The 21785-nt window shown below is 68.5% G+C and carries 32 protein-coding genes and 1 pseudogene; 25 read left to right on the top strand and 8 right to left on the bottom strand.

All coding sequences use genetic code 11. From position 1 onward, the window contains the following. Both ABT084_RS24405 and trpA read left to right on the top strand, forming a co-directional pair. Window positions 1–669: pyridoxal-phosphate dependent enzyme (locus ABT084_RS24405; RefSeq protein WP_351047638.1), on the top strand; the 669-nt coding region annotated here is incomplete at its 5' end. After that, window positions 666–1487: a tryptophan synthase subunit alpha gene (gene trpA / locus ABT084_RS24400; protein WP_351047635.1), complete on the top strand. Its 822-nt coding sequence runs from the start codon at window positions 666–668 to the stop codon at window positions 1485–1487. The genes ABT084_RS24405 and trpA, both read left to right, overlap by 4 nt. Before the next feature lie 7 nt (window positions 1488–1494). On the opposite strand, the gene ABT084_RS24395 is transcribed toward trpA, so the two are convergent. Beyond that, window positions 1495–2340: a helix-turn-helix domain-containing protein gene (locus ABT084_RS24395; protein ID WP_351047633.1), complete on the bottom strand. Its 846-nt coding sequence runs from the start codon at window positions 2338–2340 to the stop codon at window positions 1495–1497. A gap of 337 nt (window positions 2341–2677) precedes the next feature. Further along, window positions 2678–3211 (bottom strand): flavoprotein, encoded by a 534-nt coding sequence (locus ABT084_RS24390; RefSeq protein WP_351047630.1) that lies wholly within the window; start codon window positions 3209–3211, stop codon window positions 2678–2680. Between the two features lie 100 nt (window positions 3212–3311). Here ABT084_RS24390 and ABT084_RS24385 point away from each other — a divergent pair. After that, window positions 3312–3654 (top strand): annotated as a pseudogene (locus tag ABT084_RS24385) (HAD family hydrolase). Here the strand turns inward: ABT084_RS24385 and ABT084_RS24380 are convergent. The 6 genes from ABT084_RS24380 to ABT084_RS24355 all read right to left on the bottom strand — a co-directional run bounded on the left by ABT084_RS24380 (window position 3635) and on the right by ABT084_RS24355 (window position 10128). Beyond that, complete coding sequence (locus ABT084_RS24380; protein ID WP_351047627.1) at window positions 3635–3850, bottom strand: hypothetical protein; 216 nt, start codon at window positions 3848–3850, stop codon at window positions 3635–3637. The pseudogene ABT084_RS24385 and the gene ABT084_RS24380 overlap by 20 nt on opposite strands. 74 nt (window positions 3851–3924) lie before the next feature. After that, the gene (locus tag ABT084_RS24375) at window positions 3925–4245 is read right to left on the bottom strand and encodes a DUF6881 domain-containing protein (RefSeq protein WP_351047625.1); all 321 of its coding nucleotides are present in this window, start codon (window positions 4243–4245) and stop codon (window positions 3925–3927) included. Then, on the bottom strand, window positions 4218–4505 hold the full coding sequence (locus tag ABT084_RS24370; protein WP_502969091.1) for an Imm32 family immunity protein: 288 nt from the start codon (window positions 4503–4505) through the stop codon (window positions 4218–4220). The genes ABT084_RS24375 and ABT084_RS24370 overlap by 28 nt, the downstream gene beginning before the upstream one ends. A 123-nt stretch (window positions 4506–4628) precedes the next feature. Next, the gene (locus ABT084_RS24365) at window positions 4629–4883 is read right to left on the bottom strand and encodes a hypothetical protein (RefSeq protein ID WP_351047619.1); all 255 of its coding nucleotides are present in this window, start codon (window positions 4881–4883) and stop codon (window positions 4629–4631) included. Window positions 4884–4981: 98 nt separating this feature from the next. After that, the gene (locus ABT084_RS24360) at window positions 4982–9493 is read right to left on the bottom strand and encodes a putative T7SS-secreted protein (RefSeq protein WP_351047616.1); all 4512 of its coding nucleotides are present in this window, start codon (window positions 9491–9493) and stop codon (window positions 4982–4984) included. Next, on the bottom strand, window positions 9493–10128 hold the full coding sequence (locus ABT084_RS24355) for a hypothetical protein (protein WP_351047613.1): 636 nt from the start codon (window positions 10126–10128) through the stop codon (window positions 9493–9495). The genes ABT084_RS24360 and ABT084_RS24355 overlap by 1 nt, the downstream gene beginning before the upstream one ends. 176 nt (window positions 10129–10304) lie before the next feature. Between ABT084_RS24355 and ABT084_RS24350 the strand changes: the two genes are divergently transcribed. From ABT084_RS24350 to rplO, 22 genes are all read left to right on the top strand, one after another. Then, window positions 10305–11519 (top strand): serine/threonine-protein kinase, encoded by a 1215-nt coding sequence (locus ABT084_RS24350; RefSeq protein WP_351047610.1) that lies wholly within the window; start codon window positions 10305–10307, stop codon window positions 11517–11519. Between the two features lie 464 nt (window positions 11520–11983). Beyond that, window positions 11984–12292, top strand: coding sequence for a 30S ribosomal protein S10 (rpsJ, locus tag ABT084_RS24345; RefSeq protein ID WP_003948644.1), 309 nt, complete (start codon window positions 11984–11986; stop codon window positions 12290–12292). A 14-nt stretch (window positions 12293–12306) separates the two neighbouring features. Further along, a complete protein-coding gene (gene rplC / locus ABT084_RS24340; RefSeq protein ID WP_007265899.1) occupies window positions 12307–12951 on the top strand; it encodes a 50S ribosomal protein L3 in 645 nt (214 codons plus the stop codon). Window positions 12952–12955: 4 nt separating this feature from the next. Beyond that, window positions 12956–13606, top strand: coding sequence for a 50S ribosomal protein L4 (gene rplD, locus ABT084_RS24335; RefSeq protein WP_351047607.1), 651 nt, complete (start codon window positions 12956–12958; stop codon window positions 13604–13606). After that, entirely contained in the window at window positions 13606–13929 is a 324-nt protein-coding gene (rplW, locus tag ABT084_RS24330) for a 50S ribosomal protein L23 (protein ID WP_215023440.1), read from the top strand. Before rplD ends, rplW begins: the two co-directional genes overlap by 1 nt. Before the next feature lie 39 nt (window positions 13930–13968). Further along, window positions 13969–14805, top strand: coding sequence for a 50S ribosomal protein L2 (rplB, locus tag ABT084_RS24325; protein WP_330332030.1), 837 nt, complete (start codon window positions 13969–13971; stop codon window positions 14803–14805). Window positions 14806–14817: 12 nt separating this feature from the next. Continuing rightward, window positions 14818–15099: a 30S ribosomal protein S19 gene (gene rpsS, locus ABT084_RS24320; protein ID WP_023539342.1), complete on the top strand. Its 282-nt coding sequence runs from the start codon at window positions 14818–14820 to the stop codon at window positions 15097–15099. A gap of 43 nt (window positions 15100–15142) precedes the next feature. Beyond that, window positions 15143–15490, top strand: a complete 348-nt coding sequence (rplV, locus tag ABT084_RS24315; protein WP_004571827.1) for a 50S ribosomal protein L22 — start codon at window positions 15143–15145, stop codon at window positions 15488–15490. Further along, a complete protein-coding gene (gene rpsC / locus ABT084_RS24310) occupies window positions 15490–16329 on the top strand; it encodes a 30S ribosomal protein S3 (RefSeq protein ID WP_351047602.1) in 840 nt (279 codons plus the stop codon). The genes rplV and rpsC overlap by 1 nt, the downstream gene beginning before the upstream one ends. Before the next feature lie 5 nt (window positions 16330–16334). Continuing rightward, on the top strand, window positions 16335–16754 hold the full coding sequence (gene rplP, locus ABT084_RS24305) for a 50S ribosomal protein L16 (RefSeq protein WP_030026326.1): 420 nt from the start codon (window positions 16335–16337) through the stop codon (window positions 16752–16754). After that, complete coding sequence (gene rpmC, locus ABT084_RS24300) at window positions 16754–16978, top strand: 50S ribosomal protein L29 (RefSeq protein ID WP_073912892.1); 225 nt, start codon at window positions 16754–16756, stop codon at window positions 16976–16978. Before rplP ends, rpmC begins: the two co-directional genes overlap by 1 nt. Beyond that, a complete protein-coding gene (rpsQ, locus tag ABT084_RS24295) occupies window positions 16978–17259 on the top strand; it encodes a 30S ribosomal protein S17 (RefSeq protein ID WP_053682619.1) in 282 nt (93 codons plus the stop codon). Before rpmC ends, rpsQ begins: the two co-directional genes overlap by 1 nt. A 119-nt stretch (window positions 17260–17378) precedes the next feature. Then, complete coding sequence (rplN, locus tag ABT084_RS24290; protein WP_003956455.1) at window positions 17379–17747, top strand: 50S ribosomal protein L14; 369 nt, start codon at window positions 17379–17381, stop codon at window positions 17745–17747. A gap of 2 nt (window positions 17748–17749) precedes the next feature. Next, window positions 17750–18073: a 50S ribosomal protein L24 gene (gene rplX / locus ABT084_RS24285; RefSeq protein WP_330332032.1), complete on the top strand. Its 324-nt coding sequence runs from the start codon at window positions 17750–17752 to the stop codon at window positions 18071–18073. Then, window positions 18073–18624, top strand: a complete 552-nt coding sequence (rplE, locus tag ABT084_RS24280) for a 50S ribosomal protein L5 (protein ID WP_030388859.1) — start codon at window positions 18073–18075, stop codon at window positions 18622–18624. Before rplX ends, rplE begins: the two co-directional genes overlap by 1 nt. Window positions 18625–18629: 5 nt before the next feature. Beyond that, window positions 18630–18815 (top strand): type Z 30S ribosomal protein S14, encoded by a 186-nt coding sequence (locus tag ABT084_RS24275; RefSeq protein WP_003956452.1) that lies wholly within the window; start codon window positions 18630–18632, stop codon window positions 18813–18815. Window positions 18816–19038: 223 nt separating this feature from the next. Then, window positions 19039–19437, top strand: a complete 399-nt coding sequence (gene rpsH, locus ABT084_RS24270; protein ID WP_007265911.1) for a 30S ribosomal protein S8 — start codon at window positions 19039–19041, stop codon at window positions 19435–19437. A 20-nt stretch (window positions 19438–19457) separates the two neighbouring features. Next, complete coding sequence (gene rplF / locus ABT084_RS24265; RefSeq protein ID WP_351047593.1) at window positions 19458–19997, top strand: 50S ribosomal protein L6; 540 nt, start codon at window positions 19458–19460, stop codon at window positions 19995–19997. 2 nt (window positions 19998–19999) lie between these two features. Further along, window positions 20000–20383, top strand: a complete 384-nt coding sequence (gene rplR / locus ABT084_RS24260) for a 50S ribosomal protein L18 (protein ID WP_030026334.1) — start codon at window positions 20000–20002, stop codon at window positions 20381–20383. 45 nt (window positions 20384–20428) lie between these two features. Then, a complete protein-coding gene (gene rpsE / locus ABT084_RS24255; RefSeq protein WP_214946843.1) occupies window positions 20429–21034 on the top strand; it encodes a 30S ribosomal protein S5 in 606 nt (201 codons plus the stop codon). Next, complete coding sequence (gene rpmD / locus ABT084_RS24250; protein WP_053682614.1) at window positions 21034–21216, top strand: 50S ribosomal protein L30; 183 nt, start codon at window positions 21034–21036, stop codon at window positions 21214–21216. Before rpsE ends, rpmD begins: the two co-directional genes overlap by 1 nt. A 1-nt stretch (window position 21217) precedes the next feature. After that, entirely contained in the window at window positions 21218–21673 is a 456-nt protein-coding gene (rplO, locus tag ABT084_RS24245; RefSeq protein ID WP_351047588.1) for a 50S ribosomal protein L15, read from the top strand. Window positions 21674–21785 lie beyond the last annotated feature (112 nt).

The raw sequence follows: 21785 nt of genomic DNA, 5'->3' as shown, positions 1-21785 counted from the left end.
GACCGTACGCATTACCTGTTCGGTACGGTCGCGGGTCCGCATCCGTTCCCGGCGATGGTGCGTGACTTCCACCGGGTGATCGGTGTGGAGGCCCGTCGCCAGATCCTGGAGCGTGCGGGGCGTCTGCCGGACGCGGTCGCGGCGTGTGTGGGTGGCGGGTCGAACGCGATCGGCTTGTTCCACGCGTTCATCCCGGATGCGGGGGTGCGTCTGGTGGGCTTCGAGCCGGCGGGGCACGGCATCGAGACGGGTGAGCACGCGGCGACGCTGAGCGCGGGTGAGCCGGGAATCCTGCACGGCTCCCGCTCCTACGTCCTCCAGGACGAGGAGGGTCAGATCACCGAGCCGTATTCGATCTCGGCGGGTCTGGATTACCCGGGTATCGGTCCGGAGCACGCGTTCCTGAAGGATTCGGGCCGGGGCGAGTACCGGGCGGTGACCGACGACCAGGCGATGCAGGCTCTGCGGCTGTTGTCGCGCACGGAGGGCATCATCCCGGCGATCGAGTCGGCGCACGCCCTGGCGGGTGCGCTCGACCTGGGCAAGGAGCTGGGCAAGGACGGTCTGATCATCGTCAACCTGTCCGGTCGCGGTGACAAGGACATGGACACGGCGGCCCGCTACTTCGGCCTCTACGACGGCACCGGCACCGAAGGAGCCACCAAGTGAGCGCGCACACGGGGAACGTCGACCTCCTTTCCCGCACCCTGGCGAAGGCCAAGTCCGAGAACCGGGCGGCGCTCGTCGCCTACCTTCCGGCGGGTTTCCCGACGGTGGACGGGGGGATCGAGGCGGTCAAGGCCGTCATCGCGGGCGGCGCGGACGTCGTCGAGATCGGGCTGCCGCACAGTGACCCGGTCCTGGACGGGCCGGTGATCCAGACCGCCGATGACATCGCCCTGCGCGGCGGTGTGAAGATCGCCGACGTCCTGCGCACGGTCCGTGAGGCGCACGAGGCGACCGGCGCACCGGTGCTGGTGATGACGTACTGGAATCCGATCGACCGCTACGGCGTGGAGCGGTTCACCGCGGAGCTGGCGGCGGCGGGCGGCGCGGGGTGCATCCTGCCGGACCTGCCGGTGCAGGAGTCGGCGCTGTGGCGTGAGCACGCCGACAAGCACGGTCTGGCGACCGTCTTCGTCGTCGCCCCCTCCAGCAAGGACGAGCGGCTCGCCACGATCACCGCGGCGGGCTCCGGTTTCGTCTACGCGGCGTCCTTGATGGGTGTGACGGGGACCCGGGTCTCGGTCGGCGAACAGGCCCAGGACCTGGTGGCCCGCACCCGCAAGACCACCGACCTCCCGGTCTGTGTCGGCCTGGGCGTCTCCAACGCCGCGCAGGCCAAGGAAGTCGCGGTCTTCGCGGACGGCGTGATCGTCGGCTCGGCCTTCGTCAAGCTCCTCCTGGACGCCCCCGACCTGCCGGCCGGTCTCGCCGCCGTGCGGGCTTTGGCGGCCGAGCTTGCGGAAGGCGTACGTAGGAACTAGGTGTCGCTCAGCTGCATCCCTTGCAGCAGCCCGGTTCCGCCCCGCGGAAGGCCAGGTCGCAGCGCTCGCACGTCCGCATCGGCAGAACCGGGGGCATCGGCGCCCGGCTCGTGCCGGTCACCCGCTCGGGTGGAATCTGGTGCGTGAGCCGGTAGCCGATCAGCCCGGCCGGGTTCCGGGGGCGGGGCGGCAGGTGGAGGGTGAGGGCGGCGGTCACGGCGTCCGGCGAGGCCCCGCGCTCCAGCCAGGCCTCGACCGCGGGCGCGAGCCGCTGGACGTCCCGCTCCCCGAGCAGCAGCCGCGGATCCACCCCGCGCAGCCGTACGAGCACCTGCTCGGCGGCCGCCCGGCGCGCGGCGTTGGCCGGGCCGGAGGGCCGGGGGAGCGGTCGTAGCGGGGTGGCGGCCGCTACCGGTGGTGGCTCGGCCTCCGCCGCTGCGGCCTCGGCGGCTACGGGCTCGGCCCCTGCGGGCTCCGCTTCCCGCCCGGTTTCCTCCTCGGGGACGGCGTACCCGGGCCGGTTGTAGAACACGGTCCGCGTGATCACCTGCCCGCCGGGCAGCCGGTGCCGGGTGCGCTCCAGATAGCCGTGCTCCTCCAGCTCCCGCAGCGTCCGGCCGATCCGGTACTCGCTCTCGGGGAACCGGGCGGCGAGGTCCTTGATGCCGATGGGGGTGCCGGTCGGCAGCGACTGGATGTGCGTGCCGAGGCCGATGCCCATCAGGGACATCTCGGAGTGCTGGGCGAGGTGGTTGCCCACCACGGTGAAGCGGCGGGTGTGCCGGATGTTGACGTGGATGACCCCGTATCGGGGACTCCCGTCGGTGTTCCGGGACGAGGCGCGCGGACGCACGCTAAGCTTTTGAATACCCATCGGGAAGCCCTTACTTCCTTGCTGGTCAGGCCCCCGCCCGGGATTGCAGTCCCGCCGGGGGCCGACGCATGTCTGGAGTTGTCGCGCCGAGCATATGCCAGCGAACCCCCATGAAAGCCAGCCCAGTTGGCCGCGTTCACCCATGTGAGCTACGCCCCCGCACCGCCCCTCCCCGAGAGGCTGGAGAGGCTTGGCAGAGGTCTTTCGCTTCCCCAGTACTAACCCCTTGGACAACTAACCCCACCGCCACGCGGAAACCCGCGACGCGGCTGCGTGGGGCCTCCGGACCCGGTTCGAGCGGAGGGCGCGAGGCTGCCTACGACCGCTGTTCGCCGACCGCGTCCAGCGCCGCCGCCCACGGGTACGGACGCTTCTCGCCCGGGGCGTTCGGCTCGAAGCCGTCCGGCCCGAACAGCACCCGGACGCCGGCCGCGCGCAGGGTCTCGACCGACAGAGGAAACTGCGGGTGTTGCGCGTACGCCGAGTTCACGCGGGGCATCGCCGTCAGCGGGATGCCCTTGCCGATCGCCTCCGCGACGAACCCGACCAGCCACGTCCCGGTGATGCCGAGCGCCCAGGAGTTGATGGTGTTCATCGTGGCCGGGGCCACGAGCACCGCGTCCGCCGCTGGCCACACGTCCGGTTGGCCGGGCTTCTTGTACCGCGAGCGCACCGGGTGCCTGCTCAGCGCGGCCAGGCCGTCGAGGTCGTCCTCCAGCCACTCGGCGGCCGTCGGCGTCAATCCGAGGCACACGTCCCAGCCGCGAGCCTGCGCCTCCTCCACCACGCTGGCGATCTCGAAGACGGGCGGAGCCGCCGAACAGAGCAGGTACAGGGTCCTCGTCGTCATGGCTTCGGCCCTATGCAACCGCCCCCGATCCAAGGCGAGTCGGGACGATCGGCGACCGGCCGCCCGCCCACGGTTCCCGCCCGATTACTACGCTGCGGCCATGACGATTCGCGCGGTGGTTTTCGACGTCGGTGACTGCCTCGTGGACGAGACCCGGGAGCACGGCACGTGGGCCGACTGGCTCGGCGTACCCCGAGTTCTTCGAGCGGGTCGCCGCGGTCGTCCCCGCCGAGCCGTCGGAGATCCTGTACGTGGGCGACCGCGTCGACAACGACCTGCGGCCCGCCAAGCAGGCGGGGATGCACACTGCGCTCGTCCGCCGGGGCCCGTGGGCCACGATCCAGTGGGACACCGCCGAGGCGCGCGAGCTGCCGACGTTCCGCATCGAGAGCCTCGCCGAGCTGTCCCCCCGCATCGCCGAATTCAACGGGCGACGGCGCTGACCACCGCGCCCCAGGCGTAGAGCCGGTCGTCGAGGTCGCGGACGTACTGCTCGTGCTCCCAGGGGCCGAGCGCGCGCCGCACTTCGCGGACCCGCTCCAGCCCGGTGGCGTACCAGTGCGTCTCCAGCAGTTCCAGCGCGCGCAGGGCGTACCCGGCCGCGTCCTGCGGGACGCCCGGCGGCGGCCTCGACCGCACCGAGGTCGCCGAGGACGACCGTGCGCTGCTTGCCGACGTCCCCGGGCAACCCGTCGAGCGTGCGCAGCACGAGCTCACCCCGCACTCGGTCTCCGGCGCCCAGCCCTGCAGCTGGGGGAGCACCAGACTGCGTCTCGCCACGCTTCTTCGAAAACTTCCCGCGTCACCACTAGGGCCGCGAAGTCGGGGAGGTTGTTGACTTCTTCAATGTCGCCGACCGGCACCTCGCTCAGGCCCATTTCTCGCGATTCGTAGCGCTCGTCACTTCGCAGGATTCTCCCGTCTCGGTACCGGTGCACCTTACGGGCTTCGTATCCATCGGCTTGGATTTCACTCCAGATGGTCGCCGGATCCTCGTTCGCCCCGGTCAGCCATTCGACTCTCCAATATTCCATGGTCTGGCTTTCTCCGTGTCGGACGATCCGGTCGCGATGCTCAACGGCCCGCCGTTCAAGATGACGTACACGTCAGGGCGTTCTACGGAGCGCACCAGGGCGGGGCCGTTCACGTTGGCCTCGGTGAAGTAATCGATGTGTTGGTGGCCGCCGTCGTTCATTTCCGCAATCGACCGAAGTGCGTCAGCGAGAGCGTTCAAGCCCGGCTGGTGACCCTCGATGAGTAGAACGCCGCGCCGCGAGTCAACTGGTACAAGCACACCCGGACCGCTCGTGCCTACCACCTCGACCGAAGTGAGTTCAGTGCCAACGAAGCTCCGTCAGCCGAGGCTTTCACCGATGGTGACCCGTGGCCCCCGCCGAAACCCCCGGGGCTTCGTCGATCACTGTGCCTCCTGCGTCCAGAGCAGCGAGAGCACCCGTTCCACGACCACAAGCAATTCTGCATCGGTGGTGTCGCCGTCTTCCCGGAGGGCCGGGTCGATCGGGTACTCGTCCAGCGCGTAGAAGACCTGGTTGAGGTGGCGGTCCAGTTCCGCCCCGAGGCGTTCTCCGTCGGTCAGTGCCCGCCGTCGGGCGGTGAGCCAGCCCATCGCGAATTCGGCGGGCTGAAGATCTCCACCCACCAGCAGTCGCATAAGCTCCAACTGCCGACCGGTTGCTGATCCTGGAGGCACCGCAGCCGCATGTTTCCAGTGCGGCTGTGGTGTCGGTCGCTTGTCGGAACCTTCTGTTTTCACCATAGGAACCCCCTGTTCACGATGTCGGACAGTTGCCCTTCGCCGAGTCGGTATGCAGTCCAGAATTTTCCGTCGGGGCGAAGCATTACCAAATTGCGAGTTCCGGGATCAATGAACCCGACAGCCACGTCGCCTGCCTTTCGGTAGTGATATCTGTAGATCTTCGTTTCAGCTGCGACCATGTGGGCTCGGAGGGTTGCTTCGAATTCCTTCAGATTCTTTCCGTTTAGATTTCCGGGAGAATCCATGAAGTCTGCGGCGTGAGCGTGATACTTCTTGCTCATCGTCTTCTGACTGGAAAAGTCCGCCCGTTGCTCCCATTGTTCCTTCGCGCAGGGTGCCAGTCCCAGCGGGTCGGCCCACGTGTGGGGGTTGTGGACGTACGTCGTCGGGTTCGGGGCCGGGGAGAGGCCCAGGGGGTCCGGGGTGAGGTAGCGGGCCGTTTCCGGGTCGTAGGCGCGGAAGACGTTGTGGTGGAGGCCGGATTCCGGGTCGTAGTACTGGCCCGGGAAGCGGAGCGGGGTGTAGGCGGGGGCGTCGCGGTTCCAGGTCGTCGTGCCCCAAAGGGTGGTGCGCGTGCGCCACGCGACCTCGCCCGCTTCGTCGATCAGCTGGGTCGGGGTGCCGATCAGGTCCGTGACGATCGCGAAGAACCGGTCGTCCACCTCGTCCTGCCCGCCCCGGTCCAGGCGTTCCGTCTGGGTCAGGGGGTGCAGGCCCCGGTGGGTCCACGTCAGGGTGACCGGGCCCGTGGTCTGTTCGCACAGGGTGGCGCCGTCCCAGGTGAACAGGACCCGCTCCGTCGGGCTCTGCTTGGAGGTGCGGCGCCCCAGGGGGTCGTAGGTGTAGGTCCAGCGCACGCCGTCCGGGGTGGTGACGGCGGCCAGCTGGTCCTCCGCGTTCCATTCGTAGCGCCAGGTGTCGGGCTTCCGCGACAGGCGCGTCTTCTGGCGCAGCACGGTCCGGCCCAGGGCGTCGTACTCGTAGCGGACCGCGCCCGCCCGTTCCAGCCGCGTGCCCGCGTACGTACGGGCGCCCCGCGCCTCCGCGCCCGGGTGGCGGTCGGGCCAGGTGGCCGAGGTCTGGTTGCCCGCGTCGTCGTACGCGTACCGCTCCGACCACGAGCCGGCCTCCACCGCCGTGACCCGGGAGGCCGCGTCGAGCGTGAAGGTGCGGGCGCCGGTGAGGGAGTCCTCGATGCCGGTCAGGCCGCCGTCCGCGCGGTAGCTGTAGCCCCGGCGCTGGAGCGTGCGCCCGTCCTGGCCGACGACTGATTGCGAGGTCAGGCGGCCGAGGTCGTTGTACTCGTGGGTGAGGGTGACGGAGCCCACCGCGCGCGTGAGCTCCTGACCGGTCGCGTCGTGCGTGAACGTCAGGGTGCGGCCGGAGGTCGTCAAGGCCGCCCGCCGCCCCGCCTCGTCGTACGTCCACTCGGACCGTGCGCCGCTGGGCGTCGTACGGGTGGTGCGGCGGCCCAGCGCGTCGTACGCGTACCTCAGCGTGCGGCCGTCCACCGTCTCCGCGCGGACCCGGCCCGTCCGGTCGCGGAGCCAGGTGACCGTGGAGCGGGGGGAGGACACCGACGCGAGCTGGTCCGAGACGTCGTACTCGTAGGTCACCGGACCCTCCGGGGACACCTTCCGGGTGACCTGGCCCAGGGCGTTGTGCTCGTAGTGGGTGACCTCGGACAGCACGTTCGTACGGGACACCAGCCGGCCCGCCGCGTCATGGGCGTATGTCAGCGCTCGGCCGTCGAAGTCCGTCTCCCGGGCGAGCCGTCCCGCCGGGTCGTAGCCGTAACTCCAGCTCAGGCCGTGCGGGTTGGTGACCTCCGTCAGCCGCAGCTCGGCGTCGTGCGCGAACGCGTACCGCGCGCCGTCCGGTCCGGTCCGGGCCACCAGCAGGTCGAAGTCCCCGTACTCGGAGACCGTCACCCCGCCCGCCGGGTCCGTGTGGGTCAGGCAATTGCCCTCACCGTCGTACGTCCAGGATTCGGCGCTGCCGTCCGCGTACGCGCGGCGCAGCAGGCGCCCCTCCACGCTCCACGTGAGCCGCGTGGTGCGGCCCAGGGGGTCCGTCACCGCGACCGGCCGGCCGAAGGCGTCGCGTTCGTAGGTGGTGGTCGCGCCCAGGGGATCCGTGGTCGACACGACCAGGCCCGCGGGGTCCGAGCGCACCGTCGTCGTCGCGCCCAGCCCGTCGGTCACGGACGCCAGATGGCCCCGCGCGTCGTAGGTGAAGCGGGTCGTGGCGCCCGAGGGGCCGGTGACCGAGGTCCGGCGGCCCCCGGCGTCGTAGGTCTGGCGCACCGTCGTGCCGTCCGGGTTCTGCACCTTCAGCGGCAGGCCCCGGGCGTCGTACTCCGCCCGTGCGGCGCGGCCGTCCGGGCGGATGACCGCGAGCAGGCGCCCCTCCTCGCTCCACTCGAAGCGGGTGGTGTGCCCCAAGGGGTCCGTGCGGGAGAGCAGCCGACCCCGGAGGTCGTGGGTGAAGTGGCGGGTCGCGCCGGTCGGATCGGTTTCCGACACCACCCGGGCCCGGTCGTCCACCCCGTACAGCGTGCGGTGGCCCAGCGAGTCCGTGAGGGTGGTCAGACCGTCCTCGTAGGCGAACCGGATGTTCAGGTGCCCGTTGGCGCCGGACTGGGCCACGCAGCGGTGGCGGTCGTCGTAGACGTAGTCGAAGCGGCGCTCGTTGGTGTCGGTCCAGGAGGTGATGCGGCCCAGCTCGTCGTAGCCGAAGCGCAGCGGGCGGCCCGAGGAGTTGACGACCTCGGTGAGGTGGCCGTCCGTGTAGCCGTAGCGCAGGACCTCGGTGCCGGCCGCGCTCAGGCCGGTTATTCGGCCGTCGGCCGAGGTCAGGGTCACTTCGTAGCCGCCGCTGTGGGTGACGCGCAGCGGCGCGCCCGTCGTCTCGTCGTAGGCGTACGAGATCCACGCGCCCGAGCGGTCGTCCTGCTGGGTCAGCCGGCCCTCGGGCGAGAAGTGGCGGACCTGGCCGCTCTCCGGGTCGGTGACCGTGTAGCCGCCGTCCGGGTCGCGGGTCAGCGGCCAGGGCTGGCCGAGCGAGGGGAGGACGGGCACCCCTGGCGCCGGGTGCGGATAGGCGAGCAGGCTGCCGTCCTCGCCGACCAGGACCACACCCTCGGCGTCGATCTCCAGGCGCTGGTCGACGGTGGAAGCCCAGGTGGGACCGAACCAGCGGCCCGACCGGTAGGAGGATTCGAAAGTTCGGCTGAATATCAGCGGTAGTGGTCCCGGAAGGACCAGGTCGGTCTGGGGGAGGACCATCCGGCCCGTTGCGACGTCGACCGGGTCGCCCGCGCAGGTCTTGCAGCCCTGGTCACGGGCCTTGTCGTGCTCGGCGCCGCGCAGATCCTCGCGGGCGGCCGACCGCTCGAACGCCCCTGCCTCCCGCATCCCCTTGGCGCCCGTGCGCAGCCCCTCGCCGACCCGGCCCAACCCCTTCGAGCCGATGATCTCGGGGATCAGCTTGCCGATCCCCTCGCCCGGGTCCTTCATGAACTCGTCGGCCATCACCTTGCCGGTGGCGACGGGATCGTTCGCCGAGACGAGCAGCCCGGCGGCCATCTGGTTCAGCCGCATCCGGTATTCGGCGGGGTGCGAGGCGTTGTACGGGTCCTGCGGGTCCAGGGCGCGGACGAAATTGACCAGGCCCGCCGTGCCCTTGACGACGCCGCCCGCGACGTGACCCGCGTTGAGGGCGGTGAGGGCCATGGCGCTGATCTGCTGTTCCTTGAACGACGGCATCGGCGGGGCCGCGTCGCGCGCGGCCTCCAGGGCCGTGACCGCCGTGCGGGAGGCGTCGTCGCGCTGGCGGCGCGCCTCGGCGAGCTTGTCGTGCGCGGCCTTGACGCCGTCCGCGCCCGGGTCGGTGAAGCCCGCGGGGCGGGCCGGGAGCGGGTCCGCCCTGGCGTCCAGAGCCGCGTTGTAGGTGTCGACCCGGGCGTTGTAGGCGGTGCGCGCCGTCTCGGAGGTCTTGAGCGCGCTCTTGTACTCGTCGATCGCCTCGCGGGCCTGGCCCTGGGCCCACTCCACGGTGTCCGCGAAGTGCGTGAGCGCGCCCGCCGCCTTGGCGAAGGCGTCGGCGGCCTTGAACCAGGGAGGGGTCTGCCGGGTGAGGGCGGCGCGGAACGCCTCGGCGCTCTCACCTTTGAGCGCGGCGGAGTCCAGTCCCTTGAGCCCGCCGCCGGTACGGTCGCAGGCCGCTTGGAGGTCGTTCAAGTGGGCGGCGGTGGAGCGGAGCTTGGCCGGGCTGCCGTGGACCAGCTTCTTCGGATCGTCGCTCTGGCCGAGCTGGACCTCGGCGACGTCGGCGCCGAGCCAGTTCGCGGCCGAGTCCACCGTGTCGCGGACCGCGTTCGCGCCCTTCTGCCAGCCCGCGGCCTCCAGGGTGTCCGCGGCCTTGTCGCCGACCCACTCGACGCCCTCGCCCACGGCCTCGGCGGCGTCGTCAGCCCAGTCCGGCAGGAAGTTCTTGAGGCCCATCAGCCCACGTCCCCCCGCGCCATTCGGGCTTGGGCCCGGTCGATGACGGCCGGGTCCACCCCAGCCAGTTCGGCCGCGCGGTCCACCGCGGCCCCGCCGATGCCCTCGGTCGCGACCTTTCGGCCGGCCTCGTCCCAGGTGCGCGCGGTCTCCTCCCGGGCGCGGCGGTCGGCCTCCGGGCCGACGTCCGGCTTGTAGGGGTTGCCGTGGACGATCTCGTCCCAGGACTTGCCCTCGACCTCGTCCTCACTCGCGTGCGGGTTGCCGTAGAGGGAGTTCGCGCCCACCTTGAACGCCCCCTGGAGGTATTGGTCCTCCTCCCAGAGCGCGCCCGCCGACAGGCCGAGATCCTGTGCCAGTACGCCGACGCCCTGGACGAGCGCCCGTACGCCCCACTCCCAGCGCCCGCAGAAGTCCTCGAAGACCGAGGCGACCGCCGGGTGGCCCGCCTCCATGCCGGTCAGGGCCAGGGCTCCGAAGCCCGCACCGAAGGACGCCCCCGCCGAGGACGCTTCGAGGCCGCCGATTTCGCCCAGCTCCGCCGTCGTCGCCTTGAGGCCGCTCAGGACCTGATGCACCGCCGTCGGGTCCAGCGCCAGGTCCTTCGGCGCGTCTTTGCCCTTGTCACCGCTCATGTCCCCACCCCCATGGTCTGTCGGGCAGGGTACGAGGCGGGGTGGGCGGGGTGATCTTCGGCAGGGGGGATCCGGCCAGGTGGGAGTGGGGGTGGGGCGGGGGTGTGGGCCGGTTTCCGGCCTGTTCAGCGGCTGTGAGACGCTCCGCTTCGCGAACGTCTCAGGGGTGGGGAAGCATGGCGGGGAACGACAGGCACGACAGGAACGACGGCAGCGGCGCGGGCGGCGCGGGGGTGTCCGACGAGGAGTGGGCGCGGTTCGTCGAGGCGGCCGGGCAGGGCGTGGGGGAGGCCCCCAAGGAGCCTTCGGCGCGGGCGCGGATGGTCACCGAGCGGCTGCGGCGTGAGGACGAGCAGCGGGCCGCGGCCGCCCGGGGGCGGTTCGGGGCCCGCCGGAAGTCCGTGCCCGTCGAGCCGCCCGGGTGGCGGACCGGGCCGGCCTGGCAGGAGATGCGGGGCCGGGGCAGGGCCAAGCGGCGGATCAGGACGACCCTGGCCGTCGTCTTCGTCGCGGGGCTCGCGCTGGCCGCGCTGCGGCCCGAGCTGCTGGTCGACAAGCTGACCGGCGAGGGGGAGGAGCGGGACCGGGCCCGCATCGCCGCCCCGCTGCCCGCTGAGACCGCGCGGCCGACCGCGGCTCCGGGGCCGGTGGACCCGGACCGGCCGACCCTCAAGGAGCCCTTCCGCGGCTCCCCGGCCCTCCAGTGGGCGGACGGCGCCGCCGGCATCGAGCTGCCGGCCGCCACGGCCGTGAACGGGGTCCCCAAGGAGCAGGTCGCCTCCCTGCTGGCCCGCACCCGGGACCTGCTCGTCGCCTCGAACCTGGACCCCGCGGTCCTGGCCGGGACACGGCCCGAGGCCGCCCTCGGGCTCCTGGACCCGATACAGGACGAGGTCAAGGGCCGCATGGAGCGGGCGCTGGAGAAGCCCTCCGCCGAGGACAACCCGCTCTTCCTCTTCAGCCGCTTCGACCCGGCGGAGGTGCGCTTCCACGGCGGGGTCGTCAAGACCCGGGGCCGGATGACGGTCGAGGGCGGCAAGGAGGAGGGGGAGGTGCTCGTGCACGCCGACTACACCTTCGTCTACCCGGTCGTGCGGGCGAAGGGCGGCTCCGACGAGGTGGCCCGCACGATCGTCCGGCGCACCGTGACGACGGCCTACCACGACCCGAAGCGCTGGCAGGTGACCGAGGGCAAGCTGCAGCTCGTGGAGTGGAAGGAGAGCGCGGGCAACGACGACTGCTCCCGGGACGGGACCGGCTACCTGCACCCGACCTTCGTCGGCGACGGGCGTACGGCGCCGAATCCGACCGGGTCGGTCACGGACCCGTACGACCGGAGCACGCCGCTGGACGCGCTGCCGCAGGACTGCGGGACGGTCTCCCGGTCCTGACCGCCTCCCGCCAGGGCCCCGGGCCCCGCGCCGCGTGGTGCAGTTTGACCACGCAGCGTGGCGGGGTATTGTTCTGCGCCCGATTGGCGCCATACGTGCCTCGTATGGCAGACTACTCAAGTTGCTCGGCTGAGTGCCGATGCTGCGCGCCTCCCGCCGGGAGGACCGGAAGCGAGTCCCACAGTACTCGTCGCCCGTATCTGCCCTCCGGGGCAGCGCTGGGGCGGACGTACGGGAATCTTCTGGGAAGTGTCAGCACGGAGCCAGCCAGGCACTCGGTGGGTGTTTCTTCCCCGATGCGCGGTCTTGGGACCGCACCCCCTTGGCAGGGAATTTCCGTAAGGAAATTTCTTTGGAGGGAGTGCGACACGCCCGACCGCGTGGGTCGGAGGAGGGGCGGCGGGAAATCCGCAGCCGACCGGGAGCCAGAGCGTTTCCACAACAGACAGGACTACGGAGTAGCCATGGCGGGACAGAAGATCCGCATCCGGCTCAAGGCCTACGACCACGAGGTCATCGATTCCTCGGCGAAGAAGATCGTCGAGACGGTGACGCGCACTGGTGCGTCGGTCGCGGGCCCGGTGCCGCTGCCCACTGAGAAGAACGTGTACTGCGTCATCAAGTCGCCGCACAAGTACAAGGACTCGCGCGAGCACTTCGAGATGCGCACGCACAAGCGCCTGATCGACATCCTCGACCCGACGCCCAAGACCGTTGACTCGCTGATGCGCCTGGACCTTCCGGCCGGCGTTGACATCGAGATCAAGCTCTGAGAGGCACGGAGAAGATGGCAAAGCAGATCAAGGGCGTCCTGGGCGAGAAGCTCGGCATGACCCAGGTCTGGGACGAGAACAACCGTGTCGTCCCGGTGACCGTTGTCAAGGCCGGGCCCTGCGTCGTTACCCAGGTCCGTACGAACGACATCGACGGCTACGAGTCGGTCCAGATCGCCTTCGGCGAGATCGACCCGCGCAAGGTGAACAAGCCCCTCAAGGGCCACTTCGCCAAGGCCGACGTGACCCCCCGCCGCCACCTGGTGGAGCTCCGCACCTCCGACGCCAGCGAGTACACGCTCGGCCAGGAGATCACTGCTGAGGTGTTCGAGTCCGGCGTCAAGGTTGACGTCACGGGCAACAGCAAGGGCAAGGGCTTCGCCGGTGTCATGAAGCGGCACAACTTCCGGGGCCTCGGCGCCGGTCACGGTGTGCAGCGCAAGCACCGCTCCCCCGGTTCGATCGGTGGCTGCGCCACCCCTGGGCGTGTCTTCAAGGGCATGCGCATGGCCGGTCGTATGGGTAACGAGCGCGTCACCACCCAGAACCTGACCATCCACGCGGTTGACGCGGAGAAGGGTCTGCTCCTCATCAAGGGTGCGGTCCCCGGTCCGAACGGCGGCCTCGTCCTGGTCCGTACCGCGGCCAAGGGGGCTTGAGGTAATGAGCACCATTGACATCCTTTCGCCGGCAGGCGACAAGGCCGGTACCGTCGATCTCCCCGCGGAGATCTTCGACGCCAAGACCAGCGTTCCGCTGATCCACCAGGTCGTTGTCGCTCAGCTGGCCGCTGCCCGTCAGGGCACGCACAAGACCAAGCGTCGTGGCGAAGTCCGTGGTGGTGGCCGCAAGCCGTACCGCCAGAAGGGCACCGGCCGCGCCCGTCAGGGTTCGACCCGCGCTCCGCAGTTCGCCGGCGGTGGCGTCGTCCACGGCCCGCAGCCGCGTGACTACTCGCAGCGGACCCCGAAGAAGATGAAGGTCGCCGCTCTCCGTGGTGCCCTGTCGGACCGCGCGCGTCACTCCCGCATCCACATCGTCACCGGTGTGGTCGAGGGTGCCGCCTCCACGAAGGCCGCCAAGACGCTGTTCGGCAAGATCTCGGAGCGCAAGAACCTGCTCCTGGTCGTCGACCGCGCCGACGAGGCCGCGTGGCTGTCCGCCCGCAACCTGCCCCAGGTGCACATCCTGGAGCCGGGCCAGCTGAACACGTACGACGTGATCGTCTCTGACGACGTGGTCTTCACTCAGGCCGCTTTCGAGTCCTTCGTGTCTGGCCCCAAGGCCGACGAGACCGAAGGGAGCGACGCGTAATGTCTGACGCGACCGTTACCAGCAAGACCTTCACTGACCCGCGCGACCTGCTGATCAAGCCGGTTGTCTCGGAGAAGAGCTACGCGCTGCTCGACGAGAACAAGTACACGTTCATCGTCGCGCCGGGCTCGAACAAGACCCAGATCAAGCAGGCTGTGGAAGCGGTCTTCTCGGTCAAGGTCACCGGGGTCAACACGATCAACCGTCAGGGTAAGCGCAAGCGCACCAAGACCGGTTTCGGCAAGCGCGCTGACACCAAGCGCGCCATCGTGACCCTCGCTGAGGGCGACCGAATCGACATCTTCGGCGGCCAGGCCTCCTAACGGAGGTCTAGTCGTCCGGAATCGGACGAGGACTGAGAAATGGGTATCCGCAAGTACAAGCCGACGACCCCGGGCCGTCGTGGCTCCAGCGTCGCCGACTTTGTCGAGATCACGCGGTCCACGCCGGAGAAGTCGCTGGTTCGCCCGCTGCACAGCAAGGGCGGCCGTAACAACACCGGTCGGATCACTGTTCGCCACCAGGGCGGCGGCCACAAGCGCGCCTACCGCGTGATCGACTTCCGTCGTCACGACAAGGATGGCGTGCCGGCCAAGGTCGCTCACATCGAGTACGACCCGAACCGCACCGCGCGCATCGCGCTCCTGCACTACGCAGACGGCGAGAAGCGCTACATCATCGCCCCGGCCAAGCTGAGCCAGGGTGACCGGATTGAGAACGGCCCTGGCGCCGACATCAAGCCGGGTAACAACCTCCCGCTCCGCAACATCCCGGTCGGTACCACGATCCACGCGATCGAGCTCCGTCCCGGTGGTGGCGCCAAGTTCGCCCGCTCTGCCGGTTCGTCCGTGCAGCTGCTGGCGAAGGAGGGCCAGTACGCCCACCTGCGTATGCCGTCGGGCGAGGTCCGCCTGGTCGACGTCCGCTGCCGCGCCACGGTCGGCGAGGTCGGCAACGCCGAGCAGTCGAACATCAACTGGGGCAAGGCCGGCCGCATGCGCTGGAAGGGCGTTCGCCCCTCCGTCCGCGGTGTCGCGATGAACCCGGTCGACCACCCGCACGGTGGTGGTGAGGGTAAGACCTCCGGTGGTCGTCACCCGGTCTCCCCGTGGGGTCAGAAGGAGGGTCGTACTCGCTCGCCGAAGAAGGCTTCGAGCAAGTACATCGTCCGCCGCCGCAAGACGAACAAGAAGCGCTAGGAGCGGGTTTAGATGCCGCGCAGTCTCAAGAAGGGACCCTTCGTCGACGGACACCTCATCAAGAAGGTGGACGTACAGAACGAAGCTGGTACCAAGAACGTCATCAAGACCTGGTCCCGTCGCTCGATGATCATCCCGGCCATGCTGGGTCACACCATCGCGGTGCACAACGGCAAGATCCACGTCCCGGTGTTCGTCACCGAGTCGATGGTCGGCCACAAGCTCGGCGAGTTCTCGCCGACTCGCACCTTCCGCGGCCACGTCAAGGACGACCGGAAGTCGAAGCGCCGCTAAAGGCGGGGTGGTAACGACTATGACTTACACCGAAGGGACAACCATGGAAGCCAGGGCCCAGGCGCGGTACATCCGCGTCACGCCCATGAAGGCCCGCCGAGTGGTGGACCTTATCCGTGGCATGGATGCCACGGAGGCTCAGGCGGTCCTGCGTTTCGCCCCGCAGGCCGCGAGCGTGCCCGTTGGCAAGGTGCTGGACAGCGCCATTGCCAACGCGGCTCACAACTACGACCACACGGACGCCTCTTCGCTGGTCATCAGCGAGGCGTACGTGGACGAGGGCCCGACCCTGAAGCGGTTCCGTCCGCGTGCTCAGGGCCGTGCCTACCGGATCCGCAAGCGGACCAGCCACATCACCGTGGTCGTCAGCAGCAAGGAAGGAACCCGGTAATGGGCCAGAAGGTAAACCCGCACGGGTTCCGGCTCGGCATTACCACCGACTTCAAGTCGCGTTGGTACGCCGACAAGCTGTACAAGGACTACGTCAAGGAAGACGTCGCCATCCGCAGGATGATGACGTCCGGCATGGAGCGCGCCGGCATCTCGAAGGTTGAGATCGAGCGCACCCGTGACCGTGTGCGTGTGGACATCCACACCGCGCGTCCCGGCATCGTCATCGGCCGCCGTGGCGCCGAGGCCGACCGCATCCGCGGTGACCTCGAGAAGCTCACGGGCAAGCAGGTCCAGCTGAACATCCTCGAGGTCAAGAACCCCGAGATGGACGCTCAGCTGGTTGCTCAGGCCGTTGCGGAGCAGCTGTCCTCCCGCGTCTCCTTCCGTCGCGCCATGCGTAAGAGCATGCAGGGCACGATGAAGGCCGGCGCCAAGGGCATCAAGATCCAGTGTGGTGGCCGTCTCGGCGGCGCCGAGATGAGCCGGTCCGAGTTCTACCGCGAGGGTCGTGTGCCGCTGCACACGCTGCGCGCGAACGTGGACTACGGCTTCTTCGAGGCCAAGACCACCTTCGGCCGCATCGGCGTGAAGGTCTGGATCTACAAGGGCGACGTCAAGAACATCGCCGAGGTTCGCGCCGAGAACGCTGCGGCCCGTGCGGGTAACCGCCCGGCCCGTGGTGGCGCGAACGACCGTCCGGCCGGTGGCCGTGGTGGTCGTGGTGGCGAGCGTGGCGGCCGTGGCGGCCGCAAGCCGCAGCAGGCTGTTGGCGCCGAGGCCCCCAAGGCCGACGCTCCCGCCGCCGCTCCGGCTGAGAGCACCGGAACGGAGGCCTGACCGACATGCTGATCCCTCGTAGGGTCAAGCACCGCAAGCAGCACCACCCCAAGCGCCGCGGTATGGCCAAGGGCGGTACTGAGGTCTCGTTCGGCGAGTACGGCATCCAGGCGCTTACCCCCGCCTACGTGACGAACCGCCAGATCGAGGCGGCTCGTATCGCGATGACCCGCCACATCAAGCGTGGCGGCAAGGTCTGGATCAACATTTACCCGGACCGTCCCCTGACGAAGAAGCCTGCCGAGACCCGCATGGGTTCCGGTAAGGGTTCTCCCGAGTGGTGGATCGCGAACGTGCACCCGGGCCGGGTCATGTTCGAGCTGTCCTACCCGAACGAGAAGATTGCTCGTGAGGCGCTCACCCGCGCTGCTCACAAGCTTCCGATGAAGTGCCGGATTGTTCGGCGCGAGGCAGGTGAGTCGTGATGGCGACGGGAACCAAGGCGTCCGAGCTGCGTGAGCTCGGTAACGAGGAGCTCGTTGGCAAGCTGCGCGAGGCCAAGGAAGAGCTGTTCAAGCTGCGCTTCCAGGCGGCCACGGGTCAGCTGGAGAACAACGGCCGGCTCCGTTCCGTCCGTAAGGACATCGCTCGCATCTACACCCTGATGCACGAGCGTGAGCTCGGTATCGAGACGGTGGAGAGCGCCTGATGAGCGAGAAGAATGTGACTGAGACCCAGGACCGCGGCTTCCGCAAGACCCGTGAGGGTCTCGTCGTCAGCGACAAGATGGACAAGACCGTCGTCGTCGCCGTCGAGGACCGCGTGAAGCACGCCCTGTACGGCAAGGTCATCCGCCGTACGAACAAGCTCAAGGCGCACGACGAGCAGAACGCTGCCGGCGTCGGCGACCGCGTCCTCATCATGGAGACGCGTCCGCTGTCGGCGAGCAAGCGCTGGCGCATCGTCGAGATCCTCGAGAAGGCCAAGTAAGGAAATTGCCTGAGGGGTTTCCCTCAGGTCAGTTCCGCCAGGCTCGGTAGGGGCTTCCACCGCTTGAAAGAGCACCGCGAAGCCCCTGCCGGGAACCGGCAGACAAACAGGAGATAGACGTGATCCAGCAGGAGTCGCGACTGCGTGTCGCCGACAACACTGGTGCCAAGGAAATCCTTTGCATCCGTGTTCTCGGTGGTTCGGGTCGCCGCTACGCGGGCATCGGTGACGTCATCGTCGCCACCGTCAAGGATGCGATCCCCGGTGGCAACGTGAAGAAGGGTGACGTCGTCAAGGCCGTCATCGTTCGCACCGTCAAGGAGCGCCGCCGCCAGGACGGCTCGTACATCCGCTTCGACGAGAACGCCGCTGTCATTCTCAAGAACGACGGCGACCCTCGTGGCACCCGTATCTTCGGCCCGGTGGGCCGTGAGCTGCGCGAGAAGAAGTTCATGAAGATCATCTCGCTCGCGCCGGAGGTGCTGTAAGCATGAAGATCAAGAAGGGCGACCTGGTTCAGGTCATCACCGGTAAGGACAAGGGCAAGCAGGGCAAGGTCATCGTGGCCATCCCTACTGAGAACCGCGTCCTCGTCGAGGGTGTCAACCGGGTCAAGAAGCACACCAAGGCCGGCCAGACCGCTGGTGGCTCGCAGACCGGTGGCATCGTGATCACCGAGGCGCCGATCCACGTCAGCAACGTTCAGCTGGTCGTGGAGAAGGACGGCCAGAAGGTCGTCACCCGCGTCGGCTACCGCTTCGACGACGAGGGCAACAAGATCCGCGTTGCCAAGCGGACGGGTGAGGACATCTGATGGCTACCACTCCGCGTCTCAAGACGAAGTACCGCGAGGACATCGCGGGCAAGCTGCGTGAAGAGTTCTCCTACGAGAACGTCATGCAGATCCCCGGCCTCGTGAAGATCGTGGTCAACATGGGTGTGGGCGACGCCGCCCGCGACTCCAAGCTGATCGACGGCGCCATCAAGGACCTGACGACGATCACCGGTCAGAAGCCGGCCGTCACGAAGGCCCGCAAGTCCATCGCGCAGTTCAAGCTGCGCGAGGGTCAGCCGATCGGCTGCCACGTCACCCTCCGTGGTGACCGCATGTGGGAGTTCCTGGACCGTACGCTGTCGCTCGCGCTGCCGCGTATCCGTGACTTCCGTGGTCTGTCGCCGAAGCAGTTCGACGGCCGTGGCAACTACACCTTCGGTCTCACGGAGCAGGTCATGTTCCACGAGATCGACCAGGACAAGATCGACCGTACCCGGGGTATGGACATCACCGTGGTCACCACGGCGACCAACGACGACGAGGGCCGCGCCCTCCTTCGTCACCTCGGCTTCCCCTTCAAGGAGGCGTAAGCGAGATGGCGAAGAAGGCTCTCATCGCGAAGGCTGCCCGTAAGCCCAAGTTCGGTGTGCGTGCGTACACCCGCTGCCAGCGCTGCGGTCGCCCCCACTCCGTGTACCGCAAGTTCGGCCTGTGCCGCGTGTGCCTTCGTGAGATGGCTCACCGTGGCGAGCTGCCGGGCGTGACCAAGAGCTCCTGGTAATTCCCTCCAGTCCTCCGGGACTTGGGAATCACCAGAGACTCTCGGTAAGCACCTGGCCGGTGGGTGCCCCGCTCCGCATGCCGTAGGCTTGTGGGGTTGGGCGCCTGCCGTCCATAACGACTTACTACGCCGTAGGTCCCCGCACCGCACCCGTCCCGCCACTGAGTGGGGAGAGGGATGGCGCATACAGGAAACCCCGGCGAGAGAGGCCGAAGGCCGATTCATGACCATGACTGACCCGATCGCAGACATGCTGACTCGTCTGCGTAACGCTAACTCGGCGTACCACGACACCGTGGTGATGCCGCACAGCAAGATCAAGTCGCACATCGCGGAGATCCTCAAGCAGGAGGGTTTCATCACCGGCTGGAAGGTCGAGGACGCCGAGGTCGGCAAGAACCTCGTCCTCGAGCTGAAGTTCGGGCCGAACCGTGAGCGCTCCATCGCGGGCATCAAGCGGATCTCGAAGCCCGGTCTGCGCGTGTACGCGAAGTCCACCAACCTGCCCAAGGTGCTCGGCGGCCTGGGCGTGGCGATCATCTCCACGTCCCACGGTCTCCTCACCGGCCAGCAGGCAGGCAAGAAGGGCGTAGGTGGGGAAGTCCTCGCCTACGTCTGGTAGTCGGGAACGGAGGAAAAGCAATGTCGCGAATCGGCAAGCTCCCCATCCAGGTTCCCGCCGGTGTGGACGTCACCATCGATGGCAGCACGGTCGCCGTGAAGGGCCCCAAGGGTTCCCTCTCGCACACCGTCGCGTCGCCCATCGGTGTCGTTAAGGGCGAGGACGGTGTCCTCACCGTCACGCGCCCCAACGACGAGCGTCAGAACAAGGCCCTGCACGGCCTGTCCCGCACGCTGGTGGCGAACATGATCACCGGCGTGACCACGGGTTACGTCAAGGCGCTCGAGATCAGCGGTGTCGGTTACCGCGTCGCCGCGAAGGGCTCCAACCTGGAGTTCCAGCTTGGTTACAGCCACCCGATCCTGATCGAGGCGCCCGAGGGCATCTCCTTCAAGGTCGAGTCGCCCACCAAGTTCACGGTCGAGGGCATCGACAAGCAGAAGGTCGGCGAGGTCGCCGCCAACATCCGCAAGCTGCGGAAGCCCGACCCGTACAAGGCCAAGGGTGTCAAGTACGCCGGCGAAGTCATCCGCCGCAAGGTCGGAAAGGCTGGTAAGTAGCCATGGCATACGGTGTGAAGATCGCCAAGGGCGACGCGTACAAGCGTGCCGCCAAGGCTCGCCGCCACATCCGCATCCGCAAGAACGTCTCGGGTACGGCGGAGCGTCCGCGCCTCGTCGTGACGCGTTCCAACCGCAACATCGTTGCTCAGGTCATCGACGACCTCCAGGGTCACACCCTGGCGTCCGCGTCGACCCTGGACGCTTCGATCCGCGGTGGCGAAGGCGACAAGAGCGCTCAGGCCCAGGCTGTCGGCGCGCTCGTCGCCGAGCGTGCCAAGGCTGCGGGTGTCGAGACCGTCGTGTTCGACCGCGGTGGCAACCGATACGCCGGGCGCATTGCCGCTCTGGCTGACGCCGCCCGCGAAGCCGGGCTGAAGTTCTAAGCCCCGGTTCCGGGACTAACGGACGTAACAGAGAGAGGTAATCCAATGGCTGGACCCCAGCGCCGCGGAAGCGGTGCCGGTGGCGGCGAGCGGCGGGACCGGAAGGGTCGCGACGGTGGCCCTGCCGCCGAGAAGACCGCTTACGTTGAGCGCGTTGTCGCGATCAACCGCGTCGCCAAGGTTGTCAAGGGTGGTCGCCGCTTCAGCTTCACCGCGCTGGTCGTGGTGGGCGACGGTGACGGCACTGTAGGTGTCGGTTACGGCAAGGCCAAGGAAGTTCCCGCGGCCATCGCCAAGGGTGTCGAGGAAGCGAAGAAGTCCTTCTTCAAGGTTCCGCGCATCCAGGGCACGATCCCTCACCCGATCACGGGCGAGCGTGCCGCGGGCGTCGTGCTCCTGAAGCCGGCTTCCCCCGGTACCGGTGTTATCGCCGGTGGCCCGGTGCGCGCCGTTCTGGAGTGCGCCGGCGTTCACGACATCCTGTCGAAGTCGCTTGGCTCGTCCAACGCGATCAACATCGTGCACGCGACCGTGGCGGCCCTCAAGGGCCTGCAGCGTCCCGAGGAGATCGCGGCTCGCCGTGGTCTGCCCCTCGAGGACGTCGCCCCCGCGGCTCTCCTTCGTGCGCGTGCTGCGGGAGCGGGTGCGTAATGGCCCGTCTCAAGATCACGCAGACGAAGTCGTACATCGGCAGCAAGCAGAACCACCGCGACACTCTGCGTTCGCTCGGGCTCAAGCGCCTGAACGACGTGGTCGTCAAGGAGGACCGCCCCGAGTTCCGCGGAATGGTGCAGACCGTCCGCCACCTCGTGACGGTTGAGGAGGTTGACTAACATGGCTGAGAACAGCCCGCTGAAGGCCCACAACCTCCGTCCCGCCCCCGGTGCCAAGACCGCGAAGACCCGTGTCGGTCGTGGTGAGGCGTCGAAGGGTAAGACGGCTGGTCGTGGTACGAAGGGCCAGAAGGCCCGTTACCAGATCCCGGTGCGCTTCGAGGGTGGGCAGATGCCCCTCCACATGCGCCTGCCGAAGCTCAAGGGCTTCAAGAACCCGTTCCGCACCGAGTTCCAGGTTGTCAACCTGGACAAGCTCGGCGCTCTCTACCCCGAGGGTGGAGAGGTCACGGTGGCCGACCTGGTCGCCAAGGGCGCGGTTCGTAAGAACAGCCTCGTCAAGGTCCTCGGACAGGGCGAGATCTCCGTGGCGCTGCAGGTTTCGGTTGACGCCGTCTCCGGTACCGCCAAGGAGAAGATTGCCGCCGCTGGTGGCACTGTCACTGAGCTCGTCTAAGACGAACCCAGTGATTTATAGCTAGAAACCCGACCGGGGATGCCTCACATATGGGGCATCCCCGGTTGGTCGTTCCTAGGGGGGCCGTGTCGCCGGTATGGTGGCCTGCACC

Origin of the sequence: Streptomyces sp. NPDC002138 (assembly GCF_040296485.1) — a bacterium.
Lineage (GTDB): Bacteria > Actinomycetota > Actinomycetes > Streptomycetales > Streptomycetaceae > Streptomyces.
Note: the sequence above shows the minus strand (reverse complement) of the source record. Positions and strands in the feature narration are given on the sequence as shown.

Coding starts and splice junctions, on each gene's coding strand:
- ABT084_RS24390 (WP_351047630.1), bottom strand. CDS start 3,211: ATGACGACGAGGACCCTGTACCTGCTCTGTTCGGCGGCTCCGCCCGTC.
- ABT084_RS24375 (WP_351047625.1), bottom strand. CDS start 4,245: ATGGAATATTGGAGAGTCGAATGGCTGACCGGGGCGAACGAGGATCCG.
- ABT084_RS24365 (WP_351047619.1), bottom strand. CDS start 4,883: ATGCGACTGCTGGTGGGTGGAGATCTTCAGCCCGCCGAATTCGCGATG.
- ABT084_RS24360 (WP_351047616.1), bottom strand. CDS start 9,493: ATGGGCCTCAAGAACTTCCTGCCGGACTGGGCTGACGACGCCGCCGAG.
- ABT084_RS24355 (WP_351047613.1), bottom strand. CDS start 10,128: ATGAGCGGTGACAAGGGCAAAGACGCGCCGAAGGACCTGGCGCTGGAC.
- ABT084_RS24350 (WP_351047610.1), top strand. CDS start 10,305: ATGGCGGGGAACGACAGGCACGACAGGAACGACGGCAGCGGCGCGGGC.
- rpsJ (WP_003948644.1), top strand. CDS start 11,984: ATGGCGGGACAGAAGATCCGCATCCGGCTCAAGGCCTACGACCACGAG.
- rplC (WP_007265899.1), top strand. CDS start 12,307: ATGGCAAAGCAGATCAAGGGCGTCCTGGGCGAGAAGCTCGGCATGACC.
- rplD (WP_351047607.1), top strand. CDS start 12,956: ATGAGCACCATTGACATCCTTTCGCCGGCAGGCGACAAGGCCGGTACC.
- rplW (WP_215023440.1), top strand. CDS start 13,606: ATGTCTGACGCGACCGTTACCAGCAAGACCTTCACTGACCCGCGCGAC.
- rplB (WP_330332030.1), top strand. CDS start 13,969: ATGGGTATCCGCAAGTACAAGCCGACGACCCCGGGCCGTCGTGGCTCC.
- rpsS (WP_023539342.1), top strand. CDS start 14,818: ATGCCGCGCAGTCTCAAGAAGGGACCCTTCGTCGACGGACACCTCATC.
- rplV (WP_004571827.1), top strand. CDS start 15,143: ATGGAAGCCAGGGCCCAGGCGCGGTACATCCGCGTCACGCCCATGAAG.
- rpsC (WP_351047602.1), top strand. CDS start 15,490: ATGGGCCAGAAGGTAAACCCGCACGGGTTCCGGCTCGGCATTACCACC.
- rplP (WP_030026326.1), top strand. CDS start 16,335: ATGCTGATCCCTCGTAGGGTCAAGCACCGCAAGCAGCACCACCCCAAG.
- rpmC (WP_073912892.1), top strand. CDS start 16,754: ATGGCGACGGGAACCAAGGCGTCCGAGCTGCGTGAGCTCGGTAACGAG.
- rpsQ (WP_053682619.1), top strand. CDS start 16,978: ATGAGCGAGAAGAATGTGACTGAGACCCAGGACCGCGGCTTCCGCAAG.
- rplX (WP_330332032.1), top strand. CDS start 17,750: ATGAAGATCAAGAAGGGCGACCTGGTTCAGGTCATCACCGGTAAGGAC.
- rplE (WP_030388859.1), top strand. CDS start 18,073: ATGGCTACCACTCCGCGTCTCAAGACGAAGTACCGCGAGGACATCGCG.
- ABT084_RS24275 (WP_003956452.1), top strand. CDS start 18,630: ATGGCGAAGAAGGCTCTCATCGCGAAGGCTGCCCGTAAGCCCAAGTTC.
- rpsH (WP_007265911.1), top strand. CDS start 19,039: ATGACCATGACTGACCCGATCGCAGACATGCTGACTCGTCTGCGTAAC.
- rplF (WP_351047593.1), top strand. CDS start 19,458: ATGTCGCGAATCGGCAAGCTCCCCATCCAGGTTCCCGCCGGTGTGGAC.
- rplR (WP_030026334.1), top strand. CDS start 20,000: ATGGCATACGGTGTGAAGATCGCCAAGGGCGACGCGTACAAGCGTGCC.
- rpsE (WP_214946843.1), top strand. CDS start 20,429: ATGGCTGGACCCCAGCGCCGCGGAAGCGGTGCCGGTGGCGGCGAGCGG.
- rpmD (WP_053682614.1), top strand. CDS start 21,034: ATGGCCCGTCTCAAGATCACGCAGACGAAGTCGTACATCGGCAGCAAG.
- rplO (WP_351047588.1), top strand. CDS start 21,218: ATGGCTGAGAACAGCCCGCTGAAGGCCCACAACCTCCGTCCCGCCCCC.